This window comes from Saccharothrix lopnurensis (assembly GCF_042658445.1).
Taxonomy (GTDB): domain Bacteria; phylum Actinomycetota; class Actinomycetes; order Mycobacteriales; family Pseudonocardiaceae; genus Actinosynnema; species Actinosynnema lopnurensis.
On sequence record NZ_JBHSQO010000033.1, the window covers coordinates 1 to 25,852 of the forward strand.

At 73.3% G+C, this 25,852-nt stretch carries 31 protein-coding genes and 1 tRNA gene; 17 read left to right on the forward strand and 15 right to left on the reverse strand.

Going from position 1 to position 25,852, the window contains the following annotated elements; translation table 11 throughout:
- From ACFP3R_RS25915 to ACFP3R_RS25935, 5 genes are all read left to right on the forward strand, one after another.
- Positions 1-1,721, forward strand: a 1,721-nt coding sequence (locus ACFP3R_RS25915; RefSeq protein ID WP_380639233.1) for an LCP family protein, incomplete at its 5' end; no start/stop codon positions are given.
- A gap of 97 nt (positions 1,722-1,818) precedes the next feature.
- Entirely contained in the window at positions 1,819-2,520 is a 702-nt protein-coding gene (locus ACFP3R_RS25920; RefSeq protein ID WP_380639235.1) for a SanA/YdcF family protein, read from the forward strand.
- 133 nt (positions 2,521-2,653) lie between these two features.
- Positions 2,654-3,136, forward strand: a complete 483-nt coding sequence (locus ACFP3R_RS25925; protein ID WP_380639237.1) for a helix-turn-helix domain-containing protein — start codon at positions 2,654-2,656, stop codon at positions 3,134-3,136.
- A gap of 77 nt (positions 3,137-3,213) precedes the next feature.
- The gene (locus tag ACFP3R_RS25930) at positions 3,214-4,431 is read left to right on the forward strand and encodes a Mur ligase family protein (protein WP_380639239.1); all 1,218 of its coding nucleotides are present in this window, start codon (positions 3,214-3,216) and stop codon (positions 4,429-4,431) included.
- Positions 4,428-5,144, forward strand: coding sequence for a type 1 glutamine amidotransferase (locus ACFP3R_RS25935; protein ID WP_380639241.1), 717 nt, complete (start codon positions 4,428-4,430; stop codon positions 5,142-5,144). Before ACFP3R_RS25930 ends, ACFP3R_RS25935 begins: the two co-directional genes overlap by 4 nt.
- Positions 5,145-5,308: 164 nt before the next feature.
- Here ACFP3R_RS25935 and ACFP3R_RS25940 read toward each other — a convergent pair whose 3' ends face one another.
- Positions 5,309-6,799: a flavin-containing monooxygenase gene (locus tag ACFP3R_RS25940; RefSeq protein ID WP_380639243.1), complete on the reverse strand. Its 1,491-nt coding sequence runs from the start codon at positions 6,797-6,799 to the stop codon at positions 5,309-5,311.
- A 73-nt stretch (positions 6,800-6,872) separates the two neighbouring features.
- Between ACFP3R_RS25940 and ACFP3R_RS25945 the strand changes: the two genes are divergently transcribed.
- A complete protein-coding gene (locus tag ACFP3R_RS25945) occupies positions 6,873-7,490 on the forward strand; it encodes a TetR/AcrR family transcriptional regulator (RefSeq protein WP_380639245.1) in 618 nt (205 codons plus the stop codon).
- Here the strand turns inward: ACFP3R_RS25945 and ACFP3R_RS25950 are convergent.
- Positions 7,471-7,941, reverse strand: a complete 471-nt coding sequence (locus ACFP3R_RS25950) for an LPXTG cell wall anchor domain-containing protein (RefSeq protein WP_380639247.1) — start codon at positions 7,939-7,941, stop codon at positions 7,471-7,473. The genes ACFP3R_RS25945 and ACFP3R_RS25950 overlap by 20 nt on opposite strands.
- 193 nt (positions 7,942-8,134) lie before the next feature.
- Between ACFP3R_RS25950 and ACFP3R_RS25955 the strand changes: the two genes are divergently transcribed.
- Entirely contained in the window at positions 8,135-8,437 is a 303-nt protein-coding gene (locus ACFP3R_RS25955) for a hypothetical protein (protein ID WP_380639249.1), read from the forward strand.
- Positions 8,438-8,494: 57 nt separating this feature from the next.
- Positions 8,495-9,130, forward strand: coding sequence for a TetR/AcrR family transcriptional regulator (locus ACFP3R_RS25960; RefSeq protein WP_380639251.1), 636 nt, complete (start codon positions 8,495-8,497; stop codon positions 9,128-9,130).
- Here ACFP3R_RS25960 and ACFP3R_RS25965 read toward each other — a convergent pair.
- Entirely contained in the window at positions 9,123-9,344 is a 222-nt protein-coding gene (locus tag ACFP3R_RS25965; RefSeq protein WP_380639253.1) for a DUF3618 domain-containing protein, read from the reverse strand. The genes ACFP3R_RS25960 and ACFP3R_RS25965 overlap by 8 nt on opposite strands.
- A gap of 135 nt (positions 9,345-9,479) precedes the next feature.
- Here ACFP3R_RS25965 and ACFP3R_RS25970 point away from each other — a divergent pair.
- A tRNA-Leu gene (locus tag ACFP3R_RS25970) sits at positions 9,480-9,556 on the forward strand.
- A gap of 81 nt (positions 9,557-9,637) precedes the next feature.
- Here ACFP3R_RS25970 and ACFP3R_RS25975 read toward each other — a convergent pair.
- Positions 9,638-10,612: a CobW family GTP-binding protein gene (locus ACFP3R_RS25975; RefSeq protein ID WP_380639255.1), complete on the reverse strand. Its 975-nt coding sequence runs from the start codon at positions 10,610-10,612 to the stop codon at positions 9,638-9,640.
- Positions 10,613-10,816: 204 nt separating this feature from the next.
- A complete protein-coding gene (locus tag ACFP3R_RS25980) occupies positions 10,817-11,365 on the reverse strand; it encodes a TetR/AcrR family transcriptional regulator (protein ID WP_380639257.1) in 549 nt (182 codons plus the stop codon).
- A gap of 23 nt (positions 11,366-11,388) precedes the next feature.
- Here ACFP3R_RS25980 and ACFP3R_RS25985 point away from each other — a divergent pair, with 23 nt between their 5' ends.
- The 3 genes from ACFP3R_RS25985 (at position 11,389) to ACFP3R_RS25995 (ending at position 14,298) form a co-directional block, all read left to right on the forward strand.
- Positions 11,389-11,823, forward strand: a complete 435-nt coding sequence (locus tag ACFP3R_RS25985; RefSeq protein WP_380639259.1) for an SRPBCC family protein — start codon at positions 11,389-11,391, stop codon at positions 11,821-11,823.
- A 139-nt stretch (positions 11,824-11,962) separates the two neighbouring features.
- Positions 11,963-12,601, forward strand: coding sequence for a DedA family protein (locus tag ACFP3R_RS25990; RefSeq protein WP_380639261.1), 639 nt, complete (start codon positions 11,963-11,965; stop codon positions 12,599-12,601).
- A gap of 362 nt (positions 12,602-12,963) precedes the next feature.
- Entirely contained in the window at positions 12,964-14,298 is a 1,335-nt protein-coding gene (locus ACFP3R_RS25995) for a styrene monooxygenase/indole monooxygenase family protein (protein ID WP_380639263.1), read from the forward strand.
- Here ACFP3R_RS25995 and ACFP3R_RS26000 read toward each other — a convergent pair.
- Positions 14,264-15,304: an FAD-dependent oxidoreductase gene (locus ACFP3R_RS26000; RefSeq protein WP_380639265.1), complete on the reverse strand. Its 1,041-nt coding sequence runs from the start codon at positions 15,302-15,304 to the stop codon at positions 14,264-14,266. The genes ACFP3R_RS25995 and ACFP3R_RS26000 overlap by 35 nt on opposite strands.
- 109 nt (positions 15,305-15,413) lie before the next feature.
- Between ACFP3R_RS26000 and ACFP3R_RS26005 the strand changes: the two genes are divergently transcribed.
- The 3 genes from ACFP3R_RS26005 (at position 15,414) to bcp (ending at position 17,752) form a co-directional block, all read left to right on the forward strand.
- Positions 15,414-16,442: an LLM class flavin-dependent oxidoreductase gene (locus ACFP3R_RS26005; protein WP_380639267.1), complete on the forward strand. Its 1,029-nt coding sequence runs from the start codon at positions 15,414-15,416 to the stop codon at positions 16,440-16,442.
- Positions 16,443-16,726: 284 nt separating this feature from the next.
- Positions 16,727-17,260 (forward strand): hypothetical protein, encoded by a 534-nt coding sequence (locus ACFP3R_RS26010; RefSeq protein WP_380639269.1) that lies wholly within the window; start codon positions 16,727-16,729, stop codon positions 17,258-17,260.
- Positions 17,261-17,278: 18 nt separating this feature from the next.
- Positions 17,279-17,752, forward strand: coding sequence for a thioredoxin-dependent thiol peroxidase (gene bcp, locus ACFP3R_RS26015; RefSeq protein ID WP_380639271.1), 474 nt, complete (start codon positions 17,279-17,281; stop codon positions 17,750-17,752).
- Between the two features lie 46 nt (positions 17,753-17,798).
- On the opposite strand, the gene rdgB is transcribed toward bcp, so the two are convergent.
- Both rdgB and rph read right to left on the reverse strand, forming a co-directional pair.
- On the reverse strand, positions 17,799-18,401 hold the full coding sequence (gene rdgB / locus ACFP3R_RS26020) for an RdgB/HAM1 family non-canonical purine NTP pyrophosphatase (protein ID WP_380639273.1): 603 nt from the start codon (positions 18,399-18,401) through the stop codon (positions 17,799-17,801).
- Positions 18,398-19,162: a ribonuclease PH gene (gene rph, locus ACFP3R_RS26025; RefSeq protein ID WP_380639275.1), complete on the reverse strand. Its 765-nt coding sequence runs from the start codon at positions 19,160-19,162 to the stop codon at positions 18,398-18,400. Before rph ends, rdgB begins: the two co-directional genes overlap by 4 nt.
- Before the next feature lie 54 nt (positions 19,163-19,216).
- Here rph and ACFP3R_RS26030 point away from each other — a divergent pair, with 54 nt between their 5' ends.
- Positions 19,217-19,732, forward strand: a complete 516-nt coding sequence (locus ACFP3R_RS26030; protein WP_380639277.1) for a DUF2231 domain-containing protein — start codon at positions 19,217-19,219, stop codon at positions 19,730-19,732.
- A gap of 10 nt (positions 19,733-19,742) precedes the next feature.
- Here the strand turns inward: ACFP3R_RS26030 and ACFP3R_RS26035 are convergent, their stop codons facing one another.
- Genes ACFP3R_RS26035 through ACFP3R_RS26055 form a run of 5 tightly spaced genes read right to left on the reverse strand, consistent with a single transcriptional unit; the run spans position 19,743 to position 22,883 of the window.
- A complete protein-coding gene (locus ACFP3R_RS26035) occupies positions 19,743-20,174 on the reverse strand; it encodes an OsmC family protein (protein WP_380639279.1) in 432 nt (143 codons plus the stop codon).
- A gap of 10 nt (positions 20,175-20,184) precedes the next feature.
- Complete coding sequence (locus ACFP3R_RS26040; protein WP_380639281.1) at positions 20,185-20,688, reverse strand: hemerythrin domain-containing protein; 504 nt, start codon at positions 20,686-20,688, stop codon at positions 20,185-20,187.
- Positions 20,678-21,490 carry an MBL fold metallo-hydrolase gene (locus tag ACFP3R_RS26045; RefSeq protein WP_380639283.1) on the reverse strand — a complete coding sequence of 271 codons (813 nt, stop codon included), beginning with the start codon at positions 21,488-21,490 and terminating at the stop codon, positions 20,678-20,680. Before ACFP3R_RS26045 ends, ACFP3R_RS26040 begins: the two co-directional genes overlap by 11 nt.
- 17 nt (positions 21,491-21,507) lie before the next feature.
- On the reverse strand, positions 21,508-22,305 hold the full coding sequence (murI, locus tag ACFP3R_RS26050) for a glutamate racemase (protein WP_380639285.1): 798 nt from the start codon (positions 22,303-22,305) through the stop codon (positions 21,508-21,510).
- A complete protein-coding gene (locus ACFP3R_RS26055; RefSeq protein WP_380639287.1) occupies positions 22,302-22,883 on the reverse strand; it encodes a rhomboid family intramembrane serine protease in 582 nt (193 codons plus the stop codon). The genes murI and ACFP3R_RS26055 overlap by 4 nt, the downstream gene beginning before the upstream one ends.
- Positions 22,884-23,163: 280 nt before the next feature.
- On the opposite strand from ACFP3R_RS26055, the gene ACFP3R_RS26060 reads away from it, so the two are divergent.
- A complete protein-coding gene (locus ACFP3R_RS26060; protein ID WP_380639289.1) occupies positions 23,164-24,006 on the forward strand; it encodes an SMP-30/gluconolactonase/LRE family protein in 843 nt (280 codons plus the stop codon).
- A 117-nt stretch (positions 24,007-24,123) separates the two neighbouring features.
- Here the strand turns inward: ACFP3R_RS26060 and ACFP3R_RS26065 are convergent, their stop codons facing one another.
- Both ACFP3R_RS26065 and ACFP3R_RS26070 read right to left on the reverse strand, forming a co-directional pair.
- On the reverse strand, positions 24,124-24,897 hold the full coding sequence (locus tag ACFP3R_RS26065; RefSeq protein ID WP_380639291.1) for an MBL fold metallo-hydrolase: 774 nt from the start codon (positions 24,895-24,897) through the stop codon (positions 24,124-24,126).
- A 358-nt stretch (positions 24,898-25,255) separates the two neighbouring features.
- Complete coding sequence (locus tag ACFP3R_RS26070) at positions 25,256-25,783, reverse strand: hypothetical protein (protein ID WP_380639293.1); 528 nt, start codon at positions 25,781-25,783, stop codon at positions 25,256-25,258.
- Positions 25,784-25,852 lie beyond the last annotated feature (69 nt).

The window sequence follows — 25,852 nt, forward strand, 5'->3', positions numbered from 1 at the left end:
CGAAGCGCACGGCCAGCACCACCGACGCCCGCGCCGCCCGCGCCGACGCGGCGCCGCCCCAGCCCCGGCGGGTCCCGGCGCCGGCCAACGCGGGCCGCGTCGTGGCCAGGTCCGGCGGGGTCCCCGCGCCCAAGGCCCGCGCCGAGGACATCCGCCGCGCCAGGGCCGCCGCCGCCGTCGAGCCCGAGGAGCGCCCGAGGCCCGCCCCCGTGCGCACCGGCCCCCCGCGCCGACGCCCCCCGGAGCGGCTGGGGGCCGGGTCGGTCGCCGGCCGCACGGTCCTCGCGTTCTTCTCCACCGTGGTGCTGCTGGGCACCGGCTACGGCTGGGCCAACTACCAGCAGCTGGCCAACAACCTGTCCACCACGGACGTGATCAGCGACGCGGGCGGCGGCGAGCAGCCCGCCGACGGCTCGATCGACATCCTCATGGTCGGCATGGACAGCCGCACCGACGCCAAGGGCAACCCGCTGCCCCGGGAGATCCTGAACGAGCTCCAGGCCGGCGACGAGACGGCGGGCGGCCTGAACACCGACACGATCATCCTCATGCACGTGCCGAACGACGGCAGCAAGGCGGTCGCGGTGTCGTTCCCCCGCGACTCCTACGTGAAGATCGCGGGCGGCTACGGGCGGCACAAGATCAACTCGGCCTACGGCTACGGCAAGACCGAGGGCCTGGAGGAGCTCCGGCAGGAGGGCGTCAGCGACCCCGCCCAGCTGGAGACGGGCTCCCGCCAGTACGGGGCCAAGACCCTGATCGGCACCGTCGAGGACCTCACCGGCGTCACCGTGGACCACTACGCCGAGGTCAACCTGGTCGGCTTCTACGAGATCACCAAGGCCGTCGGCGGCGTCGAGGTGTGCCTGAACCAGGCGACCCAGGACGAGTTCTCCGGCGCGGACTTCCAGGCGGGGCAGCAGCGGATCCAGGGCCGCGACGCGCTGGCGTTCGTCCGGCAGCGGCACGGCCTGGTGCGCGGCGACCTCGACCGGATCGTGCGCCAGCAGGTGTTCATGGCGGGCCTGGCCAAGCAGGTGCTGTCCGCCGGCACGCTGTCCGACCCCGGCAAGCTCGGCGACCTGATCGACGCGCTGACCAAGTCCATCGTGCTGGACGAGGGCTGGGACGTGCTGGGGTTCGCCAACCAGATGAGGAACATGACCGGCGGCAACCTCCGGTTCGAGACCATCCCGACCGGGACGCTGACGCTGGAGACGCCCGAGGACGGCCTCGCCGTCGAGGTGGAGGAGCGCGAGGTGGCGAGGTTCTTCAAGGGCCTCGGCGCCGACCCGGGCGCGCCCGCCGAGACCACGACCGAGGTCGACCCGGCCACGGTGGTGGTGGAGGTCTACAACGCCTCGGGCGTGGGCGGGCTGGCCGCGCGCGTGCTCCAGTCGCTGGTGGCCGAGGGCTACGTGGACGGCGGCACGGGCAACTCCCCGGCCGCGGAGGTCTCCGTGGTCCGGTACGGCGAGGGCGGCGAGGCGGGGGCGGAGGCCGTGGCCGAGGCGCTGGGCGGCATCGACGTCGAGGCGGACGAGACCATCCCGGCCGGGCGCGCCCGCGTGCTGGTGGGCAGCGACTACTCCGGGCCGGGCGTGCGGAACCTCGCGGGCGGGCCGCTGGTCGGCCTGGACGGCGCGCGGCGGCAGCCCACCACGACGGAGACGACGACCGAGCAGCCCATCACCGCGGACGGGGTGCGCTGCATCAACTGACCACCGCACCACCCGGCCACCGCGCCACCCTGGCCACCGCCACCACCCTGGCCACCGCACCACCTGACCGCTGCGTCACGACCTCGGGGGACGGTTCATGGAGGACTTCGGCAGGCGGCTGCGCGCCGGGGCGGCCCGGTTCGCCCGCGCGCTGACGTGGCGACGCGTGCTGGCCGCGTTCGTGCTGCTCACCGCGCTGGCGACCACGCCGTGGGCGTGGGTGCGGATCAGCAGCGCGCCGCACCGGCACACCGCCGCGGACGTGCCCGGCGCGCCGGTCGCGCTGGTGCTCGGCGCGGGTCTGACCAGGTCGGGCGCGCCCACCTCGTTCCTGGCCGGCCGGCTGGACGTGGCCGCCGAGCTGTACCGGACCGGCAGGGTGGAGGTGCTGCTGGTCAGCGGCGACAACGGCACCACCGACTACGACGAGCCCGGCGCGATGCGGGACTACCTGGTCGCGCGGGGCGTTCCCGGGCAGGTGGTCGTGGCCGACTACGCGGGCTTCGACACGTGGGACTCGTGCACGCGCGCCAAGCGGGTGTTCGGCGTGTCCGAGTTGATCGTGGTGACCCAGTCGTTCCACCTGCCGCGGGCGGTGGCGCTGTGCCGGGCGGCGGGCCTGGAGGCGCGCGGTGTGGGGCACGACACCTCGCGCGGGTGGGCGGTCACGACGGCCTACGGGCACTTCCGCGAGGTGTTCGCGGCGGGCAAGGCGATGTGGGACGGCCTCGTCACCAGACCCGACCCCACGTTCCTCGGTCCACCGGAGATGGGTGTGACCAGCGCTTTGCGGCTTTAAACGCTACTCTCGGTACGCCTGGGTTAGCCCGATCGGGCGACAAACGGCATAAGCTGCGTAAGCAACCGGCAGGTAATGCCTTCCATCTGCGTGGGGTTCGTCGGGACCCGGGGCGGACATGGAGGACTTGACGGTGCAGATCGACACAGCGGCGTACCAGCGCGTGCTCGGTGATGAGCTCCGCAGCCTTCGCAAGCAGCGCGGTTGGACCCGCAAGGAGCTCAACCGCAGGCTGCAGAGCGACATCTCGCTGCAAACGCTGGCCACCTACGAGCTGGGCACCCGCCAGTGCTCGGTGGTCCGGCTGGTGGAGATCTGCTCCGCGCTGGGCGTGCCGGCGCACCAGGTGCTCGCCCGCGTGCACGAGCGGGTCTTCGGCGACGCGCCCGCCGGGCACCTGCCGGTCAACCTGGCCTCGGTCGTCATCGACGGCAGGCCGCAGCTGCTGCCGCTGCGGCGCTGGGCGCAGGGCAGGCTCGCGCAGCTCGTGCCCGGCCAGTCGACCGAGGTCCACCTCGACCTGCCGGCGCTGGAGTACATGGCCCAGTTGTGCCAGCTCAGCACGGTGGAGCTGATCAGGACCCTGCGGGAGCTGGGCAACCACGGCCACCGGTAGCATCGGGGGAACTCCCCCTCCCCCACACCGATGCAGGAATTCGCTTGCCGAACACTCCAGGTGCAGACCCAGCCCGCTTGCCGCTGCGCACCGCGGCCGCCGTGCGACTGGGCAACATGAGCTCGAAGCTGTCGCAGAAGATGGGCCTCGGGGCCGGCGGCATGATCGGCGGCCGGGTCGCGCTGCGGCTCGACCCGCAGGCGCTGGCGAACCTGACCCAGGGCCGCACGGTGGCGCTGGTGACCGGCACCAACGGCAAGACCACCAGCACGATGATGCTCAGCCGCGCCGTGTCGGCCCTGGGCGAGGTGGCCACCAACCACGGCGGCGCCAACATGCCCGACGGGCACGTCACCGCGCTGTCCAAGCAGCCCGACGCGCCGTACGCGGTGCTGGAGGTCGACGAGGGGTACTTCCCCGAGGTCGCGGGGGCCGCCGGGCCGGACGTGGCGGTGCTGCTGAACCTCTCCCGCGACCAGCTCGACCGGGTCGGCGAGGTCCGCACCATCGAGAGGTCGCTGCGCACCGCGCTGACCGGCGTGCCCGGCGTCGTGGTGGCCAACTGCGACGACATCATGGTGACCTCCGCGGCGCGTGACGCGAAGTCGGTGGTGTGGGTGGCCACCGGCACGGGGTGGCACAACGACGCGGCCTCGTGCCCGAGGTGCGGCGACCCGATCCGCTGGCAGGGCGAGCACTGGGCGTGCACCGGGTGCGACCTGGCGCGGCCGCGGCCGCACTGGGTGACCGGTGACGGGTTCCTGGTGGCGCCGAACGGCGCGAAGGTCGAGCTGTCGCTGCGCCTGCCCGGCAAGTTCAACCAGGCCAACGCGGTGATGGCGGCGGCCGCGGCGCACGCGCTCGGCGTGCCGGTGGAGGAGGCCGTGCGGCGGTTGCGCGCGGTGTCCAACGTGGCCGGCCGGTACCGGACGATCCAGCGGTCCGGGCACCAGGCGCGGCTGCTGCTGTCGAAGAACCCGGCCGGGTGGAGCGAGACGCTGACCGTGGTGCGCGAGGCCGACCACCCCGCCGTGCTGGCGATCAACGCGCACGAGGCCGACGGGCGCGACCTGTCGTGGCTGTGGGACGTGCCGTTCGAGAAGCTGCGCGGGCGGCAGGTCATCGCCTCCGGCGAGCGGGCCACCGACCTGGCCGTCCGGCTGACCTACGCCGAGGTGGAGCACACGATCGTGCCCGACCCGCTGAAGGCGATCGACGCCATGCCGCCGGGGGCGGTCGAGGTGATCGCCAACTACACCGCTTTCCGCGACCTGAACGCGAGGGCCGCCCAGTGACCACCAACAAGGTTTCCGTCGCCCTGGTCCTGCCGGACCTGCTGGGCACCTACGGCGACTTCGGCAACGCGGTGGTGCTGGAGAAGCGGATGACGTGGCGCGGCATCCCGGCCGAGATCGTCACGGTGAACTTCGGCGAGCCGGTGCCGGACTCGTGCGACATCTACGTCGTCGGCGGGGGCGAGGACACGGCGCAGACGCTGGCCGTGCGGCACCTGCGGGAGCACCCGGGGATGCAGCGGGCGGCCGCGCGCGGCGCGGTGATCCTCGGGGTGTGCGCGGGCATCCAGATCTTCGGCGAGTCGTTCACCCGGGCCGACCAGGTGACGCACGCCGGGTTGGGCCTGATCGACTCGACCTCGCACGCGGGCGGCAGCCGGGCCATCGGCGAGGTCGTCGCCACGCCGGCGAACGGCCTGTTCGAGGGCATCCTCACCGGGTTCGAGAACCACCAGGGCCGCACCGTGCTCGGCCCGTCGGCGCAGCCGCTGGCGCACGTGAAGGTGGGCACGGGCAACGACGGCTCGGTGGAGGGCGCGGTCCAGGGCCGCATCCTGTGCACCTACCTGCACGGCCCGGTCCTGCCGCGCAACCCGCAGATCGCCGACCTGCTGATCGAGTGGGCCACGGGCACCCGCCCGTCCCCCCTCGACCTGCCCGACGTGACCCGCCTGCGCACCGAACGAGCCAAAGCCGCCGGCGTCCCCACCTAAACCCCCCGCGAGTCGTACGTCCAGACCTCGCGAGTCGTACGTCCAGGACCCCCGAGTTGCACGTTCAGGACCCCACACCGGTAGTCGGCCAGGGTTCTGAACGCTGAATTCGGGGGTCCTGAGCGTACGACACGACGGGTCTGGACGTACGACTCGCGCGGGGGTCAGGGGGTGGGTAGGGGGGATTTGCTCGACCTGGTCAGGGTGTAGTCGGAGGGGGTCAGGGTGCGGGTGCGCATCCAGTAGCGCCAGGTGAAGCCGGGCCAGACGGTGCGGTTGACGCCCTGGGCGTCCAGGTACCAGCTCCGGCAGCCGCCCTCGGTCCACACGCCCCTGGTGAGCCTGCGGTGGAGGTCCCGGTTGAAGCGGGCCTGCACCTCCGGGCGCACGTCCAGCTCGTCGGCGTGGTGGCGGTCGAGCAGCTCCAGGCACTGGCGCACGTAGCGGATCTGCGACTCGATCATGAACACCACCGAGTTGTGCCCCAGGCCGGTGTTCGGGCCCAGCAGGAAGAACAGGTTGGGGAAGCCCGAGACCGTGATGCCGTAGTAGGTCTCGATGCCCTTCTCCCGCCACTGCTTGGCCAGGTCCACCCCGCCCTTGCCCGAGATGTCCAGGTAGTCGAACGAGTCGACCACGTGGAAGCCGGTGCCGTAGATGATCACGTCGACCTCGTGCTCCACGCCCGCCCGGTCGACGATCGAGTGCTCCCGCACCTCGGCGATCCCGTCGGTCACCACGTCCACGTCGTCCCGGTTCAGGGTCGGGTAGTAGTCGTTGCTGATCAGCACGCGCTTGCAGCCCATGGTGTAGTCGGGCGTCAGCTTGGCCCGCAGGGCCTCGTCGCGGACCTGCGAGCGCATGTGCCGCCGGGCGATGTTCTGCGCGAACTCCATGATCTTCGGGTGCACCGCGAACCCCAGCGCGGTCGACTCCCGCGTCCAGTACACGAAGTCCCGGTACAGGCGCTGGGTGAACGGCAGCGCGCGGAACAGCCGCTGCTCCCACGTCGTGACGGACCGGTCCATCTTCGGCATCACCCACGGCGGGGTGCGCTGGAACAGCGTCAGCCGCTCCACGTCGTCCGCGATGCGCGGCACGAACTGGATGGCGCTGGCGCCCGTGCCCACCACGGCGACCTTCTTGCCCCGCAGGTCGTACGAGTGGTCCCACCGCGCCGAGTGGAACGCCCGGCCCTTGAACTCCTCGATGCCCGGCAGCACCGGGACGTTCGGGAGGTGCAGCGCGCCGACGCCCGCGACCAGCGCCCTGGCGGTGTAGGTGTCGCCGTTGGCGACGGTGACGTGCCAGAGCTTGGCGTCCTCGTCCCACCGGGCGCCGCTGACCTCGCTGTTGAACCGGATGTGCGGCCGCAGCCGGTACTTGTCCGCGACCTCCTTGAGGTAGGCCCAGATCTCCGGCTGTCGGGCGAACACGCGTGACCAGCGCGGGTTCAGCTCGAACGAGAACGAGTACATGTGGGACGGCACGTCGCACGCGCAGCCGGGGTAGGAGTTGTCCCGCCACGTGCCGCCGAGGTCGGCCGCCTTCTCCAGCACGACGAAGTCGTCCTGCCCCGTGCGCTTCAGCTCGATCGCCATGCCCAGGCCGGAGAAACCCGTGCCGACGACCAGGACCTTGACCTCTCGGTGCATGCCCGTCCTCCCAGTCCAGCGACTACTCCTCAGTAGGTTACTCGAAGTAAGTTACCTCCGGTAGTCTCGATCCGTGACCACCGCGGAGCCGCGCCGTCGCCGCATGCCGAAGGCGCAGCGCAAGGCGCAGATGCTCGAAGTCGCCGAGGCCGTCTTCGCCGAGCGCGGCTACCTGGCCGCGTCGATGGACGAGATCGCCGAGCGGGTGGGCGTGTCCAAGCCGATGCTCTACGAGTACTTCGGCTCCAAGGAGGGCCTGCTCATCGGCTGCATCCACCGCGCGCGCACCGAGCTGCTCGACCGCACGCAGCGGGCCATCACGGGCGCGGAGGGCCCGGAGGAGGTGCTGCGCCGCGGCCTGCTCGCGTTCTTCGAGTTCATCGCCGACCACGAGCAGTCCTGGGCGCTGCTGCGCCAGGAGGCCGCGATCACCGTGCCCTCGGCGGTGGAGGAGGTCGAGGGCATCCGGCGGCAGCAGACCGACCTGATCGGGGCGGTCATCACGGGCCTCGTGCCGGGGATCGACCAGGTCGAGGCCGAGGCGTTCGCGGAGATCGTGGTCGGCTCGACCGAGCGGCTGGCGCTGTGGTGCGAACGCCGGCCCGAGATCGGGCCCGCGCGCGCGACCGACTACGTGGTGGACGTGGTGTGGCGGGGCATGGCCGACCGGGTCACGCCCGCCGGCGGCTGAACAGCAGCAGCAGCGCGCCGGCGAGGACCGCGCCCAGCCCGAGCACGCTCGGCCACAGCGTCGAGGGGCCGGTGTCGGCCAGCGCGTGGGTCTGGTTCGACACCGGGTGCGCGGCGGCGGAGGAGCGGGTGGCGGTGGCGACCGCGCTCGCGGCGACGGCGGCCGTGGTCGGCACGACGGTGGCCGGCGCGGCCGTGGTCGGCACGACCGAGGTCGCCGGGACGTCGGGGGTCGCCGCGCTCGTGGGCGCCGTGGCCGACGTGCCGGAGACGAGCGCGGTGGTGGACGCCGCCGCGGTCGAGGTGCCCGAGAGGACGACCGAGGTGGCGGGCGCGGTCGTGTCGTGGCACGGCGGCTCGCCGCGGTGCAGGCACCCCCCGGCCGAGGCCACCCCCGGCGTGACGAGGAGCCCGAGCCCCAAGCACGCCACTACGCCCAAACGTCGGATCATGACTTCTCCCGAATTGGTCGAACTAGGCCGAACGGCCTATCGCCTTTGGACGCTATCCGTTACCGGTCCCGCACGCGCCGTACGCGCCGCAGAACCGCACAACTCGCGCGCCGCTCACTCGTTAGGGGGACAGAAGGCATGTTCGGCTCCGATCGCCGGTCATATGGGGGGACGACCGACGGAAGGCCGAGCCATGCCCACACCCCACATCACCGCGAACTACCGGCGCGTCGGCGACGACTGGGCGATCACCGTGCGCACCGGTGACGCGGAGCTCGCCGCGACGGCGCCCGGCCTGATCGCGGCGCGCGTCGCGGTCGACCAGCTGGTGACCGAGCTGGCCGGCGGGCGCGCCCACCCGGCCGTGGTGCACCTGCTGGACGGGGACGCGTTCGCCTTTTCGGTGGCGTACCTGCACACCCGTGCGGGCCTCGCGCCGCCGCCGGCGGACCAATCGGGGAAGAACGTCACCCGGGAGCAGGTCGTCGAGGGCTGAGGCGGCCTGCCCCGGCCTAGGATGACCGCCCAGCCCAAAGGCGACGGGAGCGCAGACATGGCGACACCGGTTTACAGCGGAGCTCGCACGGCACAACGGGGCAGACCCAGGGACGCCAGCCGGGACGACGCGTTGCGGCGGGCCGCGCTGGAGGTGATGGCCGAGGTCGGCTACCGGGCGTTGACCATGGACGCCGTGGCGGCGCGGGCGCGCGCGGGCAAGGCGACCATCTACCGGAGGTGGGAGTCCAAGCTGGACCTGGTGATCGACACGTGCACGCAGCTCGCGCACCAGAACCTGCCCGAGCCGCGCACCGGTTCGCTGGCGGGCGACCTGCGGGAGTTCCTGAGCGGGTTCGCCGCGTTCCTCTCCGGACCGATCGGCAAGGCGGCGCAGGCCCTGGTGGGCGAGCTGCCGCACGAGCCGGAGCTGGCCGTGGCGTTCCGCGAGACGTTCCTGACCGCCCAGCGCGACGTGCTGCGCCGCATCCTGGAGCGCGCCGACGAGCGCGGTGAGCTGCGCCCCGAGGCGCCCCGGGGCATGGCGGTCGAACTCGCCGGCGCGGCCCTCATCTACCGGCTGATGCTGACCGGCGACCCGCTGGACCGGCCGTTCGTGGACCGCGTGGTGGAGCAGGTGCTGGTGCCCCTCGTCGCCGAGGGGTCCCAGCCGGCCAGGACTCAGGTCACCTGAACAGCTTGCGCAGCAGGGCGAACACGACGAGCGCGGCCACCGCGATCACCGCGTACTTGACCTTGGGCTCGTCGAGCTTCGCGCGCACGCTCTCCTTGCCCGAGTCGACGAAGCGCTGGGGGTTCGCCCTGGTCCCCAGCTCGTCCAGCGTCGCGGCCAGCGCGTCGCGGGCCTGTTCGATCTCACGCTGGATGCTGTCCGGGTCGCGCGCCACTTTTCCTCCCTCGCCACGGTGTTCCCGACAACCGTAGTTCAGGCGCGGGCGCGCCGGTGATCGGACCGGCCGCACCGGCGTTTCCGGCCGGCCGGCACCGCTCCGCCGCGAGGTGGCGATAGGCTGGGCGGGACCGGGCTCGTAGCCCAATTGGCAGAGGCACACGGTTTAGGTCCGTGCGAGTGAGAGTTCGAGTCTCTCCGAGCCCACCAACGCGCCCCCGGCGTCCGGCCGGGGGCCGTTCAGGCCAGGTGCGGTTCAGGTCAGGGTGCCGCGCAGGCCGAGGCTCCCGTTCAGGCCAGGTGCCGCAGCACCTCCAGCATGGACTGCGGGTTCACCGAGGCCGGGTCGTCCTCCGCGCAGGCGGCCAGCTCCGCGCGGATCGCGGCGGTGTCCAGGCCGGTGCCGATCAGCACCAGCTCGGTGCGCCGCGGCCCGTCCCACGCCGAGCGCTCGAACCGCAGGAACGCGCCCACGGTGTGCAGGGAGAACCGCTGCCGGTGGCCGGGCACGTCGAACAGCACGAACCCCTTGATCCGGTACAGGCCCCGGGGCCGGCGGTCCAGGAAGGCCGTGAACCGCACCGGGTTCAGGGCGCCGCCGGTGAAGGCCACGCTCTCGTAGCGCGCGTGGTCGTGCTCGTGCCCGTCGGCCGCGTCCTCGTCCTCGGCCAGGAGGTCCTCGAACGACAGCTGGCCGTGGCTGACCCGGGGTCTCGGGTCGAACAGCAGCTCCGGGTCGACCCGCCCGAACTCCGCCCGCACCACCGGCACGCCGGGTTTGAGCCGGTCGACCTCGGCCTCCAGCGCGGCCGGGTCGGCGGCGCGGTCGACCTTGTTCAGCACCACCAGGTCGGCCACCCGCAGGTGCCGGGCGAGGTCGTCGGGGAACTCGGCCGCGTCGACCAGCAGCACCAGGCCGCCGTAGGACAGCCGGGGGTTCTCGCTCGCCAGCACCATCCGGGCCATGGCCTGCGGCTCGGCCAGCCCGCTGGCCTCGACCACGATCACGTCCACCCGCGGTTCGAGCCTGGCCAGCATCTCGTCGAGCTCGGAGACGTCGATGGCGCAGCACAGGCAGCCGTTGCCCAGGGACACCGTCGAGTCGACCTGCCCGGCCACGCTCATCGCGTCGATGCCGATCGCGCCGAAGTCGTTGACCACGACGCCGACCCTGGTGCCCCGGGCGCGGGCGAGGAGGTGGTTGAGCAGCGTGGTCTTGCCGGCGCCGAGGAAACCGGCCACGACCACCACCGGGATGCGCCTCACGTGACGCGATCCTAGTTGGCCGGGTCGGCGGACCGGCGCGCGGTTCGCCGGGCGGTGGAAGGGCACACGGTTGGCCCAGCCCACGCCGGCCGGGCCCACGCCGGCCGGGCTCCAGTCGGCCGCGCCGCCGGGTCGGCCGGGCCCCGCGTTGGCGGCTCGCGTCGGCAGCGCCCCGGGTCGGCAGCGCCCGGTCAGCCGCCCCCGTCAGCCGTGCATCGCGGTGATGAACTGCTCCATCGCCGCGTTCACCCCGTCGAGGTCGTCGGTGGCCACCAGGTCCAGCAGCAGGCCGCGCGCGGCCGCCAGGCCGAGCCGGGCGCGGGCCTCGGCCACCTCCGGGGCGAACCCCCGGGCGCGCTCCACGGCGGCCACGGGCTCGACCCACCGCGAGACGATGCCGTCCAGCAGCGCGGTCGTGCCCCGCCTGCCCTGCGCCGCCTGCCCGTACAGCTCGAAGAACAGCCGTTCGTGGGCGCGCAGCGCCGGATCGGTGAGCACCCGCCAGAACTCCCGCGCCGCCTCGGCCGGTTCGTCGGTCCGCAGCGAGGTCAGCACCGCCCGCTGGTTCTCCTCGACCTCCCGGACCACCTCGACCAGCAGGCCCTCCTTGGAGCCGAAGTGGTAGATGAGCATCCGGTGGCTGGTGCCGACGGCCGTCGCGAGCGAGCGCAGGCTGACCTCGCCCAGGCCGTGCGCGGCCAGGTGCTCCACCACGGCGGTCAGCAGCCGCTGCCTGGCCCCTTGTCCCCTCATGTACCGAATGGTACATGTACCACATGGTTCACGAAATAGGGGTCACGGTGCGCAGCGCGGCGTCACCCGAAGCGGTGTTCCGCCTGGCCGCCGACAGCTCCACCTGGCCCGAGTGGTCACCGGTCGTGTCGTACGAACGGGAACGGGCGGGGGACGCGCGTGGAGTCGGCGAGATCCGGGTATTCAGGAACAAAGGCCGCAAGGCGCTCACGCGGGAGGAGGTCGTCGAACTGACGCCGAACGGGCGGGTGGGCTACGTCCTGCTGTCCGGTCTCGCGGTACACGACTACCGGGCTTTCATCGACCTCTCGCCGGACGGCGCCGGGACGGTGATCCACTGGCACTCGTCGTTCGAGGCCGACGTGCGGGGAACGGGATGGCTCTACCGCCTGGTGCTCCAGGCCGTGATCTCCCGCTACGCCGAGGGGCTGGCCGCGCACGCAGCGCGGTCGTCCTGAGCGCGTGGCCGAGGGTGCTCCCGCACCGGGGGGGTTCCGCCACCGGCGGTCGTCCACCGAAATCCGTGCCGGGATTTCCGCGCGCGGGTGTGAGGACGACTTCATGGTGACCACGCCGGCGCGTTCGTAACTTGGGATCATGGATGTCGTCTCGTGGGTGACCGACCTGATGGAGAAGCTGGGCGCGCCGGGCGCCGGGCTCGCGATCGCGCTGGAGAACCTGTTCCCCCCGCTGCCGAGCGAGGTCTTCCTGCCGCTGGCCGGCTTCACCGCGAGCCAGGGCAAGATGAGCCTGTTCGCCGCGATCCTGTGGACCACCGCGGGCTCCGTGATCGGCGCGCTGCTGCTGTACTACCTGGGCGTCGCGCTCGGGCGTGAGCGGATGCGCCGCATCGCCGAGCGGATGCCGCTGATGAAGGTGTCCGACGTGGACCGGGCCGAGCAGTGGTTCCACCGGCACGGCAAGAGCACCGTCTTCTTCGGCCGGATGGTGCCGGTGTTCCGCAGCCTCATCTCGATCCCGGCCGGCGTCGAGCGGATGCCGGTGCCGCTGTTCACCCTGCTCACCGCGGCGGGCAGCCTCATCTGGAACACCGCGCTGATCCTCGCGGGCTACTTCCTGGGCGCCAACTACCACGTGGTGGACCAGTACCTGGGGATCGTGTCGAAGGTCGTGCTGGGCCTCGCGGTGGTGGGCGTGGTGTGGTTCGTGGTCTCCCGGGTGCGGCAGCGCGGGCAGGACCAGGACGAGGACGAGGAGTCCCACGCGCGCGGGTAGCGCCCGTGACGGCCGTCCACAGCGGACGGGCCCGATCCGTCGAAGACCGCGTTGACGTGCTCCTCCGGCGCGACCCCGCCGAACAGGCCGGGGGCGCGCACTGCGAGGTACCGAACCGCCCGCCCCCGGGTCGGCCCGGCGGCGCCCACGCCGGGGGACCACCCGGGGCCCCGTCGCCCCCACCCCGCGACGGCACCCGCGCCCGGTCGCGCCCACACCGCCACCAGCGGGTTCACCCCAGCAGTGGGGAATTCGGGTGACGAACCGGCAACGACGCGCAACCCCCAGTGCACGTGGCGCGGGTCAGTGAACCCGAACGTGCTATGGCGCCACCCGCTCCGGGCCACCGAGGATCTCTTGACGTGCCCTCAATCGCCGTCGTCGGCGCAGGTCAAGCCGGTATTGTGCTGTCCGCCGCACTGCTGCGGGCCGGGTGGCGGGTGTCGTTGTGCTCCGATCGGACGCCCGAGGAACTCCTCGCCGGCCGCGGACGGCCGACGGCCTGCCTGTTCGGGGACCAGGTGGAGTACGAGGCGGAGCTGGGCCTCGACTTCTGGCCGGAGGCGTCCCGGATGCGGCGCATCCACCTCGACCTGTGCACCGGGGACCGGGACGCGGCGTTCGCCGTGGACGCGCCGCTGCGCAAGCCCGCGCTCGCGGTCGACCAGCGGCTGAAGTTCTCGCGCGGCCTGCGGGAGCTGGGGGCGCGCGGGGCCTCGGTGACGGTGGGCGTGGTGACGGAGGCCGGGCTGGAGGAGTTGGCCGCCACGCACGACCTGGTCGTGGTCACCGCGGGCACCGGGGCGGGTCCCCTGTTCGAGCTCGACCCGGTGCGGTGCGTGCACACCGAGCCGCAGCGCAGGCTGTTCATGATCAACGTCCACGGGTACGACCTGACCGCCCGCCCCGAGCACCGGGAGGGCGTGTTCTCGTTCCTGCCCGGCACCGTGGAGGTGTTCTGGGTCCCCTTCCACGACCGGGACGTCGGCGAGTCGCGCAGCGTCGTGCTGGAGGCCGCGCCGGGCGGACGGGCGGACCGGTTCTGCGGCGTGACCTCGGCCGACGAGGGGCTGGCCGTGCTCAAGGAGGTGGTGGACGAGCTGCTGCCGCACGAGTCGGCGTTCCTCCGGCCCGCCCGCCCGACCTCCCCGGTGACCTGGATCAAGGGCGAGGTCCTGCCGGTGGTGCGCAGACCCGTGGGCGTGCTGCCGTCCGGGCGGCACGTCCTCGGCCTCGGTGACGCGGTGGTGCTCAACGACCCGCTGACCGGGCAGGGCGCGAACAACGCCACCCGGATGGCGCGGTTCTTCGCCGAGGAGCTGGCCGCGTTCGACGGTCCCTACACCGCGGACTGGCTGACCTCGCGGTTCGACGAGTGGTGGGAGCGCGGGCGCCACGCCAACGAGTTCACCAACCGGATGCTGGCGCCGATGACCGCCGCGCAGAAGGAGCTGATCCTCGCCGCGTCCCGCCACCCCGGGATCGCCGAGCAGCTGTGGGAGGGGTTCAACGACCCGTCGTCGCTGTCCCCGTGGTTCTTCGAGGCGCCCGCGGCCCGCGAGTTCCTGGCCCGGTGCGACGTCGGCCGGCTGGACGTGCTGCGGTACAGGCTGGCGGTGGCCGCCCGGGTGGTCGGGCAGAAGCTGGTCGGGCCGAGACCGGTCAGGCGGCCCGCGGGCGGGCGAGCAGCGACCTGAGCTCCTTCGCCGCGGCCCGCCCCGCCCTCGTGGCCCCGACCGTGCTGGCGGACGGGCCGTAGCCGACCAGGTGCACGCGCGGGTCCGCCACGACCCGCGTGCCGTCGAGCCGGACGCCGCCGCCGGGCTCGCGCAGGCGCAGCGGGGCGAGGTGGTCCAGCGCGGCGCGGAAGCCGGTCGCCCAGAGGATCGCGTCGGCGCGCTGCCGGGTGCCGTCGGCCCAGACCACGCCGTCCTCGGTGATCCGCTCGAACACCGGCCGCCGGTGGAGCACGCCGGTCCGCAGGCCCTCGCGCACGGCCGGGGTCAGGTGCAGGCCGGTCACGCCGACCACGCTGCGCGGCGGCAGGCCCAGCCGGACCCGCCGCTCGACCTCCGCCACGACGACGCGGCCGAGCTCGGGGGTGAACGGCTCGTCGGAGAACTCCGGCTCGCGGCGGGTGACCCAGGTGGTGCCCGCGGCGTGCCCGGCGATCTCCAGCAGCTGCTGGACCGCCGACGTGCCGCCGCCGACCACGACGACGTGCCGACCGGCGAACTCCGCCGGGCCCCGGTACCCCGACGAGTGCAGCTGACGACCCCGGAACAGCTCCTGGCCCGGGTAGCGGGGCCAGAACGGGCGGGTCCAGGTGCCGGTGGCGTTGACCAGGGCGCGCGTGTCGAACGCACCGCGGTCGGTCTCGACCCGGAGCAGCCCGCCGAGGTCGCGCACGGCGCGCACGCGGACCGGCCGCAGCACGTCCAGGTCGTTGTGGCGCTCGAAGTCGGCGAAGTAGGCGGGCAGCACCCGGCGGGCGGGCGCGTCCGGGTCGGGTTCGGCGAACGGCGCCCCGGGCAGGTCGTGGATGCCGTGCACGGTGGCCATCCGCAGGGACGGCCAGCGGTGCCGCCACGCGCCGCCGGGGCCCTCCTCGGCGTCGAGGACGCGGTGGTCGAGGCCGGCCCGCTTGAGGAAGTAAGCGGCGGACAGACCCGCTTGACCGGCGCCGACGACCACCACGTCCATGCCCCGGACAACGCCCCGCGCGCCGCGCCGCTTCCCCGCCCGCGGGTCGCGGTGGTCACACCCCGCGCGCGCGGGAAGGCAGCGGGACCCGAGGGCGTTGCCACCGGGTATGAGCCGACTCCGCGACGTGCCGCTGTCCGCACTGGACCTGGCCCCGATCACCACCTCCGGGGACGCGGGCACCGCGTTCGCCCACACCCGCGAACTCGCGCGGCACGTCGAACGGCTCGGCTTCACCCGGTTCTGGTTGGCCGAGCACCACAACATGCCCGGCATCGCGAGCTCGTCCCCCGCCGTCCTGATCGGCCACGTCGCCGACGCCACCACCACGCTGCGGGTCGGCTCGGGCGGCGTGATGCTGCCCAACCACCCGCCGATGGTGGTGGCCGAGCAGTTCGGCACGCTGTCCGCCCTGCACCCCGGCCGCATCGACCTGGGCATCGGGCGCGCCCCGGGTACCGACCAGCGGACCGCGCGGGCGCTGCGCCGCACCGCCGGGCCGCTGTCCGTCGACGACTTCCCGCAGCAGCTCGCCGAGCTGACCGGCTACTTCGCCGGCAGCGAGCCGCTGGACGCCGTGCCCGCCGAGGGCAACAGGCCGGACGTCTTCCTGCTCGGCTCCAGCGGCTACAGCGCCCAGGTCGCGGCCGTGAACGGGCTGCCGTTCGCCTTCGCCCACCACTTCAGCGCGCAGAACACGCTGCCCGCGCTGGCCCTGTACCGGGATCGGTTCCGGCCGTCGGCGCGGCTGTCCGAGCCCTACGCGGTGGTCTGCGCCTCGGTGCTGGTCGCGGACACCGACGAGCGCGCCGAGTACCTGGCGATGCCCGGTTCGCTGGCCTTCCTGAACCTGCGCAGCGGCCGGCCGGGGCGGATGCCCACCAACGAGGAGGCCGCCGCCCACCCCTACACCGACCTGGAGCTGCTGTTCATCGAGGAGCGGCGGGCCGAGCAGGTGCTGGGCTCCCCCGAGACGGTGCGGGCGCAGCTCGGGCGGCTGCTCGACGACACCCGGGCCGACGAGCTGATGGTGACCACCATGGTCGCCGAGCAGCGGGACCGGCTCCGGTCGTACGAACTCCTGGCCGAACTGTTCGATCGTTCGTCCGAACGGGTGAAGACCGAAGTCGAGGTGTAGCGGTTCGCGGGTGGACCGCGATGATCCGTGTGAGCGCGCACGCCCCCCGACGCGCTCTCCAACTCCCGGTCGGTTCGCCGGCCGGGGCTCGGCCGCCGCCGACCCGCGTGGGCGCCGCCAGGTGTGGCGCCGCCCACGCGGGCAGCCGTGCGCCATCACGGGTTGGCCACGGGCAGGCACCAGGTGCGCGTCAAGGCCCCCGATCCGCCCCCGCGGACCCTTCCGCCCCGTCATGGTGGTGGCAGTCGCAGCAAGCCCACCGCCGGGGCGGGAAGGGGAGGTTCGTGAAGTTCGCCAGACTGGCCGTCGGCGCATGCCTGGGCTTGGCCGTGGCGGGGTGTGCGGACCACACCGGCATCGACCCCGTCGCCCCCGCGCCCTCCGCGGTGGCCGAGCAGGGTCCCGAGGCGGCCGCGAGACAGGCTTCCACCGAGTTCGGCACGCAGCGCGTGTGGGCCGGCGGGATGGCCGTCACCGTGTCCCAGCCGACCTCGCTCAAGCCGAGCGACACCTCGTTCCCGCAGTCCCCGCGCGCCGCGGTGTTCACGCTCACCCTGGTGAACGACACCGAGGAGGTCTACCGGACCAGCGGACTCGCGGTGCGGGCCGAGATCGCGGGCGCGCCGGTGGCCGAGGTGCGCGACTCGGTGCAGGGCCTCAACGGGATCGCGGCCGCCGTCAGCGAGGTCGCCCCCGGTGGCGAGACCGTGCTGACCATGGCTTTCGCCGTGCCCGAGCACCCCGTGCGGCTGCGCCTGGTGATCGAGCCCAACGGAGCCGGGCAGGAGCCGAACGCCACGTTCGAGGGCAGGACCTGACCTGTAGCGTCTCGCCCCATGACCGAGCAGAAGCGCCTGTCCCCCGGCGACCAGGCCCCGGCGTTCACGCTGCCCGACAGCGGGGGCAAGCCCGTCTCGCTGTCCGACTACCTGGGCCGCTCCGTGGTCGTCTACTTCTACCCGGCCGCGAGCACGCCGGGGTGCACCAAGCAGGCGTGCGACTTCCGCGACAGCACCGCCGCGCTGGCGTCCGCCGGCTACGAGGTCGTCGGGATCTCGCCGGACAAGCCGGAGAAGCTCGCCGCGTTCGCCGCGGCCGAGGGCCTGGACTTCCCGCTGCTGGCCGACGTGGACCGCGAGGTGCTCACCCGGTGGGGCGCGTACGGGGAGAAGCTGAACTACGGCCGGAGGATCACGGGCGTGATCCGGTCCACCTTCCTGGTCGACCCCGAGGGGAAGATCACGAAGGCCATGTACAACGTGCGCGCCACCGGGCACGTGGCCAAGCTGCTGCGCGAGCTGCCCGCCTGACCGGCGGCCCGTCGGCCGGCCCGGCTGCCCGCCCGGTCCGCCGGGGTCAGCTCCGGGCCGGCTCCCGCAGGTGCGGCAGCAGCAGGCGCAGCGCACGGCCCCGGTGGGACAGCGCGTCCTTCTCCTCCGGCGACAGCTCGGCCGACGTCACGTCGTGGCCCTCCGGGCGGAAGACCGGGTCGTAGCCGAAGCCGTTCGCGCCGCGCGGCTCGCGGGTGATGGCGCCCCGCCACTCGCCGCGCACCACGACCTCCGCGTTCCCCGACACGAACGCCGCGGTGCACACGAACGCGGCGCCGCGGCGCTCGTCCGGCACGTCGCGCAGCTGCCCGAGCACCAGCTCGGTGTTGGCGAGGTCGTCGCCGTGCCGGCCGGACCACCGCGCCGACAGCACGCCCGGCATCCCGTTGAGCGCGTCGATCGCGATGCCCGAGTCGTCCGCCACGGACGGCAGGCCGGTGGCGCGGAAGGCGTCGCGCGCCTTGGCCAGGGCGTTGCCCTCGAACGTCGGGTCGGTCTCCGGCGCCTCGGGGAACTCCGGCACGTCGTCCAGGCCGACGACCTCGATGCCCGCCAGCCCCTCGGCCAGCAGGATGCGGCGCAGCTCGGCGAGCTTCTTCCGGTTGCGGGACGCGAGCAGCAGCCTCACTTCTTCCTCGCCTTCGGCTCGGGCAGCACGCCGGGGTAGGGCAGGGCGAGCGCCTCGGACTGGAGGCGGTTGAGCTCCGCGCACCCGGCCAGGGCCACGTCCAGCATCTTGTCCAGCGTGGAGCGCGCGAACGTGGCGCCCTCGCCGGTGCCCTGGACCTCGATCAGGGTGCCCGCGTCGGTGGCCACCACGTTCATGTCGACCTCGGCGCGCGAGTCCTCCTCGTAGGGCAGGTCGAGCCGCACGCGGCCGTCCACCACGCCCACGGACACCGCCGACACCGCGCACGACAGCGGCTGGGGGTCGGCCAGGCGCTTGGCGGCGGACAGCCAGGTCACGGCGTCGGCCAGGGCCACGTACGCGCCGGTGATGGCGGCGGTGCGGGTGCCGCCGTCGGCCTGGATCACGTCGCAGTCGATGACGATCGTGTTCTCGCCCAGCGCGGCCAGGTCGATGCAGGCGCGCAGGGCGCGGCCGATCAGGCGGCTGATCTCGTGCGTGCGGCCGCCGACGCGGCCCTTCACCGACTCGCGGTCGCCGCGGGTGTGCGTCGCCGACGGCAGCATCGCGTACTCGGCGGTCACCCAGCCCAGGCCGGAGCCGGACCGCCAGCGCGGGACGCCCTCCGTCACGCTGGCCGCGCACAGCACCCGGGTGTTGCCGAACTCGATCAGCACCGACCCGGCGGGCCACTGCTGGAAGCCGCGGGTGATCCGGATGTCGCGCAGCACGTCGTCGTTCCTGCCATCGCTCCTCAGCACGGCACTACCCTATTGCGCTGAACCTGGGGACAGCCCACCGGCGTAGGGAGAGGCATGGCACTCGCGAGCGACCTGGTGAAGATCTTCGACCTCCCCGCGCACCCGCTGCTGGTCCACGCGGTCGTGGTGCTGCTCCCGCTGGCCGCCGCGGGGGCGGTCGCGCTGGCGGTGGTGCCGCGCTGGCGGCGGCGGTACACGTGGCCACTGCTGGGCGTGACGGTGGCGGGCGTGGGCTCGGTGCCGCTGGCCCAGTGGTCCGGCGACCAGCTGTACGCGCGGATGGCCACCCTGGGGAACCCGCTGATCGAGCGGCACGCCTCGCTGGGCAACGACCTGCTGCCGTTCGCGCTGGGCTTCGGCGTGGCGGTGGTCGCGCTGCTGGTCGCGGGCCGGCTGGCCGACCGCGAGCGCGCGGCGGCGGCCGACGACGGGAACGTGCCCGGGACGTGGCGGCGCATCTGCGCGGTGGTGGCCGTGCTGGTGATCGCGGCGGGCGTGGCGGCGACCGTGCAGGTGGTCCGCATCGGGCACAGCGGCTCCACGGCCGTGTGGGACGGGATCGGGGGCTGACCGGGCGGGGCTAACCGGGCGGGACCGGGCCCGGCGGGACCGGGCCCGGCAGGGTCAGCGGCGCGGGCGGCGCCTTCTTCAGGGTGCGGGTGACGGTGCACAGCTGCTCCACCGCCCGCCGCACGACCTGGTCCAGCGCCGCCAGCTGCTCGTCGTCCAGGGCCGAGGTGTCGTAGTCGAGGGTGATGGGGATGGCGTCCAGCTCGTGGGCGCCCTCGGGCCGCACGTCCCGCGCGCGGGCCACCAGGCCCCCCTCGCCGACCCTGCGGGTGACCAGCGTCTCCGCGGTCACCACCGCGCAGCCGGCCGCCGCGGCGAGCAGCAGCTCGACGGGCGAGAAGGCGCCCTCCGCGCCCGAGCGGCCGAGGCGCACCGAGGCGCCCCGGTCGTTCTCCGCCACGAAGTCGTGCCGACCCACCCTGCGCACCTCGACGTTCGCCACGCGGCCGACGTTAGTCGATCCGGTCCTTGGTGTCGGCCGCGATCCGGCGCACGTAGGAGATGTCGCCGCAGTCGTCGTCCAGGTGGTCCTGCCGGATCTCCAGGAAGAGCTTGCCCAGCTCGGCGCGGCGCGCGTCTTCCACCTGCTCGCGGGCGTCGTTGAGGATGGTGCGCTCCTCCTCGTCCACGTGGTGGTTGAGCGCCTCGACCAGCTCCTCCAGCTTGCTCTCCCAGTCCTCGGACTCGGTGTCGGTGACCTCCATCAGCGCCAGCAGGGCCTGGTGGCCCTCGGCGTGCTCCTCGGCGCCGTGGTCGACCTCGTCGTTGTCGACCTCCTTGTAGCGCTTGAGGGCCGGGTAGACCTCGGACTCCTCGGCCTCGGCGTGGGCCACGAGCAGCGCGGCCAGCTCGCCCAGCAGGGCCGTCCGGTCGGAGTTCCGGTCACGCAGTTGGCGGAACAGCTCCTCGAACCTCCGGTGGTCTTCGAGGATCAGTTCGACGACGTCAGTTGCCATGGCCGCCGATTACCCGGACCACCGGTTCGTCAACCGCGTAGGTGCCGCCCGGGACGACCAGCTCGACGGGGCCCGGGAAGCGGCCGCGCGCCTCGGTCAGCACGGCGGCCTTGTCGGTCCACGGGGCCACGTGGGTGAGCAGCAGCCGGCCGACGCCGGCGGCCGCCGCGAGCTCCCCCGCCTGCACCCCGGACAGGTGTTGACCGGTCGGCCGGTCGTCGGCGTGCGTCCAGGTCGCCTCGGACAGCAGCACGTCCGCGCCGTCGGCCAGGGTCCGCAGCGCGTCGCACGGCCCGGTGTCGCCGGTGAAGGCGAGGGTCGCGGACCCGGTGGCGATGCGGAACCCGTACGCCTCGGTGGGGTGGTCGACGCGGACCGGGGTGATCTCGAACGGGCCCACGCGGAACGGGGCGCGGTCGACGAGGGTGTGGAACTCGAAGACGTCGGACAGGTCCGTGGCGAGCAGCTCCTCGGCGGTCTCCGCGTAGGCGCGGGCGAACCGGTCGGCGCTCTCGGACGGCCCGTGCACGGGCAGCCGGTGCTCGGTCGTGTCGTGCGGCGGGTCGGTGTGGTAGCGGCGGATGACGGCGAGGGTGGTGAAGTCGCTGCAGTGGTCCGGGTGCAGGTGGGAGAACAGCAGCGCGTCCATCGAGAACGGGTCGTGGCGCGCCTGGAGGGCGGCGAGCACGCCGCTGCCCAGCTCGATCGCGAGCCGGCAGCCGTCCGCCTCGACGAGGTAGCCGGATGCGGGGCCGTCCGGGCCCGGCAGGCTGCCCGAGCAGCCCAGGGTGGTCAACAGCACCCGGCGAGCGTGCCGGCTCAGCAGTGGGGGCGGAAGGACGCGTTTTCCAACCGGGGCAGGAATCGGCGGGCCAGCCTGGCGAAGGAGGCCACCTCGCCGGTGCAGGAGAACACCTGGTCGGGCGCGCCCGTGCGGAACAGGTCGCGCTCGGTCAGCACCCGGACCACGTCCTTGACGGTCTCCTCGGCGCTGGAGACCAACGTCACGTCGTTGCCCATGACGATCTGCACCACGCCGGTGAGCAGCGGGTAGTGGGTGCACCCGAGGACCACGGTGTCGACCTCGGCGCGCTGGAGCGGCTCCAGGTACGCCTGGGCGAGGCCGAGGACCTGGCGGCCGGAGGTGGTGCCGCGTTCGACGAAGTCCACGAACCGGGGGCAGGGCACCGCGGTGACCTCGACGTCGCGCACCGCGGCGAACGCGTCCTGGTAGGCGCCGGAGGTGACGGTGCCCGCGGTGCCGATGACGCCGATCCGCCCGGTGCGGGTGGTGGCGACCGCGCGGCGCACGGCCGGCAGCACGACCTCGACCACCGGGATGTCGTAGCGCTCGCGGGCGTCGCGCAGGCAGGCGGAGGACGCCGTGTTGCAGGCGATGACGAGCAGCTTCGCCCCGTCGGCCACGAGCCGGTCGGCGATCTTCAGGGCGTGCTCGCGGACCCGGGCGATGGGCTGGGGGCCGTAGGGCGAGTTCGCGGTGTCCCCGACGTACCGGATCCGCTCCGCGGGCAGCTGGTCCATGATCGCGCGGGCGACGGTCAGCCCACCGACGCCGGAGTCGAAGATCCCGATCGGGGAGTCGGAGCTCGGAGTCACACCCCGAGGTTAGCCCGCGCGTCGCGGGCCACGCCCCACGCCGCGAGCACGCCGCCGAGCGCGCCGAACAGGTGGCCCTCCCACGAGATGCCGGGCTGGCCGGGGAGCACGCCCCACAGGGCGGTGCCGTAGAGCGCGAAGACGACCAGGGCGACCACGACCTGCCACGGGCTGCGCGCGAACAGGCCGCGCACCAGCAGGAACGCCAGGAAGCCGAACACCAGGCCGGACGCGCCGATGTGGCTGCCGTAGGAGCCGACCACCCAGGTGCCGAGCCCGCCGGTGAGCCAGATGACGGCGGTGACCTGGAGGAACTGCTTGATGCCGCCCGAGGTGGCCAGGAAGCCGAGCACGAGCAGCGGCACGGCGTTGCCCGTCAGGTGGGCCCAGTCGGCGTGCAGGTAGGGGTACCAGATGATGTTGTCCCACTGGGAGAAGTCGCGCGGGAGCACGCCGTCGTCGTCGAACCGGCCGCCCAGCACCACGTCGACGGCCTCGACCACGTACAGCAGCCCGACGAACCCCAGCACCACCGCGGCGGACAGCAGCGGGTTGGGCGGGATCACCCTCTTGGCCAACGGCGTGGGCGCCTTCCCCCCGCCACCCGTCCCCACCTCACCGATTCCCACTCCCCCAACCTACGCGACCCCGCGAGTCGTACGTCCAGGTCGCGCGAGTCGTACGTTCCGGACCCCCGAGTTCAACGTTCAGGTTCACCTGTCGGGTGACGAGCGCGGTCCTGAACGCTGAACTCGGGGGTCCTGGACGTACGACACGGCGGGTCTGGAGGTACGACTCGCGGGGTCTGGACGTACGACTCGCGAGGGGTGGTGGGGAGGGGGGACGTAGGGTGGTGGCGTGATCGAGGTGGCGGTGCGGGCCGAGGCGGCCTTAGGAGAGGCGCCCACGTGGGACCACGCGAGCGGGACGCTGCTGTGGGTGGACGTGCTGGCCGGCGAGGTGCACCGCTACAGCCCGGCGCGGGACGACGACGCCGTGCTGGAGGTGCCGCAGCACGTGGGCGCGGCCAAGCCGCGGTCCCGGGGCGGGCTGGTGCTCAACCTGCGCGACGGGATCGCGCTGCTGGACCGGGACGGGACCAAGACCTGGCTGGTCTACTGGGCGCGGGACGGGGTGCGCGGGAACGACGCGGCCGTCGACCCGGCGGGGCGGCTGTGGGCGGGCACCATGCGCTACGACGAGGAGCCCGACGGCTGGCTGGCCCGGGTCCAGCCCAACGGTGACGCCAAGGTGGTGCTGGACAAGCTCGGGGTCAGCAACGGCATCGGCTGGAGCCCCGACGGCACCCGCATGTACTACATCGACTCGGCGGAGCGCCGCGTCGACGTGCTCGACTTCGACCGCGAGACCGGTGAGGCCACCCACCGCCGCCCGCTGGCCGAGGTCCACCGCGGCCTGCCGGACGGGCTCACCGTGGACGCCTCCGGCGCGGTCTGGGTGGCGCTGTGGGGCGGGGCGGCCGTGCACCGCTACACCCCCGACGGCGTGCTGGACCTCGAACTCGAACTGCCGGTGGGCCAGCCGACCGCGTGCTGCTTCGGCGGGCCCGACTTCACCGACCTGTACGTCACCAGCGCCCGGACCGGGTTGTCCGGCGACGCCCTGAGCGAGCTGGCCGGGTCCGTGCTGGTGCTGCCCGGGGTCGGGGAAGGGTTGCCGTCGACCGCGTTCGCGGGTTGAGGAGGCGGGGGGGAACGGAAACTGAGGGCTGGGGACGGAAACCGGGGGCTGGGGCGAAGGCGCGGGCTGGGCGAAGGCGCGGGGTGAGAGGGCTCGGGTGGCGGGGGCGGGGCGGGGTCAGGCGATCTCGTACACCGCGCCGGGTTCGGCCAGCACCACCGGGCCGTCGAACTCGGTCACCGCGTCGGCCAGCACGCCGTCGCGGTCCGACCACGGCAGCACGTGCGTCAGCACCAGCCGGCCCACCCCGGCGGCCGCCGCCACCGCGCCCGCCTCCCGCCCGCTCATGTGCAGGTAGTCGGCCCGGCCGGCCTGCTCGCGCCACGCCGAGTCGGCCAGCAGCAGGTCCGCGCCGCGCGCCAGCCCCACCAGTTCCGGGCACGGCACGGTGTCGCCGGAGAACACCAGCGACGCGCCCCCGTGCGTCAGCCGGAACGCGTACGCCTCGCAGATGTGCCGCATCGCGGCCACCTCGACCTCCACCGGCCCGACCCGGTACGAGCCGGGCGCGAGCGGCACGAAGTCGAACGCCTCCTCCAGCCGCAGCGCGGCCAGTTCGGCGCGGCTCGCGGCGTGCGCGGCGGCCAGCCGGGACGGCGCGTGCGCCGGGGCGAACACGGGCAGCCTGCGCTCGGTCACGTCGTACGGCGGCGACGGGTGGTGGCGCCGGTGCACGGTGAGCGCGCTGAAGTCCGCGCAGTGGTCGAGGTGCAGGTGCGACAGCAGCACGGCGTCGAGGTCGAACGGGTCGCAGTGCCGCATCAGGGCGCCGAACACGCCGCTGCCCAGTTCCAGCACGATCCGGACCCCGCCCGCCTCCACCAGGTACCCGGAGGTGGGCAGGCCGGGACCGGGTGCGCTGCCCGCACACCCGAGCACCGTCAATTGCATGGCGGAACGATAGCAGCCCGCTCTCTGCAAAAATGCGGAAAGGGCACGGGAAGAAGCTGCCGATATCGGTGGTGGATAGGTTCACTCGAATGCATCAGCGGGGGCGCGGGTAGCGGTTGGGACCGAGCGGGAGTTGCTCCTCGGCGCGGAACCCGATTGGCCCTCGGCGCACCGCCGGCCGATGCGGCGGGTCGAGTTCGAACAGGCTTGTCTGCGGATTGCCGAAGTCGGGGAGAAGCGCATCCGGCGACGCGTGTCCGCCGGTCGGGTGAGCTACGGGCACACCCGGTCAACCCCGCCCGAGCCGGGGTGCGCACGGTGTCGTGCGCGATACCGCGGTTCCCGCCGAACCGGCATATCACAATGCCTCATCGCATTGGGCTGAACGGACTGCGCCATTCGACGGACGGTGGTGTCGGAAGAACTGCGCGAGATCGCGGCGCAGCCGGCGGGCCGGCGGTCGGGGAACGAGTCCGCGCCGGTCGATTGCCGGTACCGGGTGGTGGCGCCGGAATTCCCGCGGGTGACGTCCGACCTCCGAATACCCGCCGCCTGCGGAGAACGCGCACGACCACCGGGAGGATTTCGCGGCGGCGGGCACGGCGAGCAGGCCCAGCGACCGGCAGGCGCCCGGACCGCCCGCGAAGTGGAAGACGTCGAGGTCGGTGAACACGCGGCCGTCCGGCGCGAGGCCGGCCGCGGTGTGGTGCCGCCACCGGGTGCGGGCACGCGCGGTCCGCAGCGCCGTGGCCGGCAGGTCCCGTTCCGGCTCGGTCGGCAGCACGCGGGCGAGCTTGCGAAAGTTTCCCCGGCGCCACCACGCGCCGAATGGGTGTTTTGCCTGTTCCACCAGCTCATCAGGCCATTTGAGATCCGCAACTTCCACGAAACCGTTGTCCGACCACGGTCGGGAGTCACATAGTGGCCTGAATTCCTTACCCCGTTTTGAGGAGCA

Coding starts and splice junctions, on each gene's coding strand:
- ACFP3R_RS26030 (WP_380639277.1), top strand. CDS start 19,217: ATGGCACTCGCGAGCGACCTGGTGAAGATCTTCGACCTCCCCGCGCAC.
- ACFP3R_RS25985 (WP_380639259.1), top strand. CDS start 11,389: ATGGTTCACGAAATAGGGGTCACGGTGCGCAGCGCGGCGTCACCCGAA.
- ACFP3R_RS25990 (WP_380639261.1), top strand. CDS start 11,963: ATGGATGTCGTCTCGTGGGTGACCGACCTGATGGAGAAGCTGGGCGCG.
- ACFP3R_RS26000 (WP_380639265.1), bottom strand. CDS start 15,304: ATGGACGTGGTGGTCGTCGGCGCCGGTCAAGCGGGTCTGTCCGCCGCT.
- ACFP3R_RS25960 (WP_380639251.1), top strand. CDS start 8,495: ATGGCGACACCGGTTTACAGCGGAGCTCGCACGGCACAACGGGGCAGA.
- ACFP3R_RS25920 (WP_380639235.1), top strand. CDS start 1,819: ATGGAGGACTTCGGCAGGCGGCTGCGCGCCGGGGCGGCCCGGTTCGCC.
- ACFP3R_RS26005 (WP_380639267.1), top strand. CDS start 15,414: ATGAGCCGACTCCGCGACGTGCCGCTGTCCGCACTGGACCTGGCCCCG.
- ACFP3R_RS25940 (WP_380639243.1), bottom strand. CDS start 6,799: ATGCACCGAGAGGTCAAGGTCCTGGTCGTCGGCACGGGTTTCTCCGGC.
- bcp (WP_380639271.1), top strand. CDS start 17,279: ATGACCGAGCAGAAGCGCCTGTCCCCCGGCGACCAGGCCCCGGCGTTC.
- ACFP3R_RS25980 (WP_380639257.1), bottom strand. CDS start 11,365: ATGAGGGGACAAGGGGCCAGGCAGCGGCTGCTGACCGCCGTGGTGGAG.
- ACFP3R_RS26065 (WP_380639291.1), bottom strand. CDS start 24,897: ATGCAATTGACGGTGCTCGGGTGTGCGGGCAGCGCACCCGGTCCCGGC.
- ACFP3R_RS26040 (WP_380639281.1), bottom strand. CDS start 20,688: ATGGCAACTGACGTCGTCGAACTGATCCTCGAAGACCACCGGAGGTTC.
- ACFP3R_RS25955 (WP_380639249.1), top strand. CDS start 8,135: ATGCCCACACCCCACATCACCGCGAACTACCGGCGCGTCGGCGACGAC.
- ACFP3R_RS25950 (WP_380639247.1), bottom strand. CDS start 7,941: ATGATCCGACGTTTGGGCGTAGTGGCGTGCTTGGGGCTCGGGCTCCTC.